The sequence below is a fragment of the Hungatella sp. genome, from assembly GCF_046966825.1.
In genome coordinates, this window is sequence record NZ_JBKVCZ010000296.1 from 1 (window position 1) to 1,844 (window position 1,844).

General features: G+C 47.5%; 2 protein-coding genes and 1 pseudogene. All 3 read right to left on the reverse strand.

Annotation, left to right across the window (positions count from 1 at the left end; genetic code table 11):
• A pseudogene (locus ACLTD4_RS34015) lies at window positions 1–262 on the reverse strand (ABC transporter permease); the annotation flags it as partial.
• A gap of 20 nt (window positions 263–282) precedes the next feature.
• Window positions 283–1,419, reverse strand: coding sequence for a beta-aspartyl-peptidase (iadA, locus tag ACLTD4_RS34020; RefSeq protein ID WP_412332000.1), 1,137 nt, complete (start codon window positions 1,417–1,419; stop codon window positions 283–285).
• Between the two features lies 1 nt (window position 1,420).
• A partial coding sequence (locus tag ACLTD4_RS34025) for a MurR/RpiR family transcriptional regulator (protein WP_412332001.1) occupies window positions 1,421–1,844 on the reverse strand: 424 nt, incomplete at its 5' end.

Sequence of the window (1,844 nt, forward strand, 5' to 3'; positions counted from 1 at the left end):
GCACCTCTAACTTTGTTTTCCATGAAACACCGAAATCGCCCTGCAAAACATCCGCCATGTAGTCGAAATAACGAACAAATAAGTTATTATTCAGTCCCAGTTCTTCTCTCATGGCAACAATGGCTTCCTCTGAAGCCTGCTGCCCCAGAATCATTCTTGTCGGATCTCCCGGGGAAACGGCCAGAATAAGAAATACCAGAAAGGATACACCGATCAAAACCGGTATCATCATTAAAATCCGTTTAATTACATATCTGTGCATAAACTGTTCCTCCTCTGTTCTTATGCGATGGGAACCTCTTCAAAAGCCCCTTTCGCCAGAAGCTGCTTATCCTTCATCATCAGTTTTCCCATTGCCATAACCGTATCTATATGTAAATTTTCATCAAGCAGCACCATATCGGCATGACTTCCTGGCCGCACCGTTCCCTTTTCCGGATACAGTTCCAGAGCCTTGGCTACATTGCTGGTAATCAGCTGAATAGCGGTTTCCATCGGCACATTGAAATCCACCACCAGATTGCGAATAATCTCATAGAGCGGATCCATGCCGCCCACCTTGACCGCAACTACCTGATCCCTTGCTTCATTCCATACCGGAATGCTTCCATTCGAATCAGAGCTGACTGTGAGATGTTCAATACCTGCCTTCTGCATGACATCGTACAGCTCATCTGTTTTGGATGGCTCCGCAGTAAAATCTGCCCATCCGCCCAGTTCCATAAACCGGAGCGCAGCCTTCGGATTGCAGTCCAGATGGGTTGGCCGGAAATGCTTGATCGGAAGATATGCTTCTTCAACAATTTCAATAATATCCTCCAGCTGTCTTCCACAGCCGCCCAGATGAATATGCAAAATCCCCGGCTTTCCTGAAATCAATGCTGCCATACGGATGTCTGAAGCCAGTCGGATCAATTCCTCCTTCGTCGGTCTAGAGCAGCGGTGGTCCGATATCGCCAGCTTGCAGCCCAGAATTTCCTTTATATATACAATATCCTTGCTGACAGATCCGGTGACGGTCACTGGCGGATAGACGTATGCACCGGTAAGGCAATAAGCGGTAATCCCATCCGCATTGAACTCTTTTGTCTTTGCCAGCACATTTTCCACACTCTTCGTATAACTGTCAGTTCCCAAGAGACCGACCAACGTCGTCACACCGGCCTTAATGACCGTAGATAACATCAGCTCCGGTGTGCGGCTGTTAAATCCGCCCTCCCCGCCGCCGCCGGTCACATGCACATGCTGGTCGATAAACCCGGGTACTGCGGTTTTTCCTGTCCCGTCGATTACAGTAAGTCCGGGGATCTGCGGATGTAAATCATTTCCTACGGCGGCAACGCGATCGTTCGTTACCAAGATATCCACCTTTCCCATGGGCTGTGGATCAAATAGCTTCACATTCTTCACTAAATACATTTTACTGTTCCTCCTTTTCTTCCGCTTTATTTATGCTGCTGTCTTCGTTATAGAAGTATTCGTACTCATAGGCAGGAACCGGATATCGCTGGAAAAATCCTTCAATCTGCTTAACCTTTTCATTGTGTTCCTGAAATCTTTTTTTGTTTTCCAATATATATAAGCTGGCGAGAATGTCCGTCAGAACGATCAGCGACGCAACTGAATTATGGAACACCATGTTCTTCGCGTTGCAGAATAAGGTTCTCGTTGCATTCTTTACGATTGGCGAAGACATCTTGTCGGTAAGCGCCAGGACTGTAGCGCCAATACTGGCAAGATAGCCGGAAAGCGCCACTGTCTGCGCCGCGTAGAACGGCAACGTAATCAATACGAATACATCCATTTCCCCCGCATGGGTAAGAGCATCAAGAACACAGGCATAA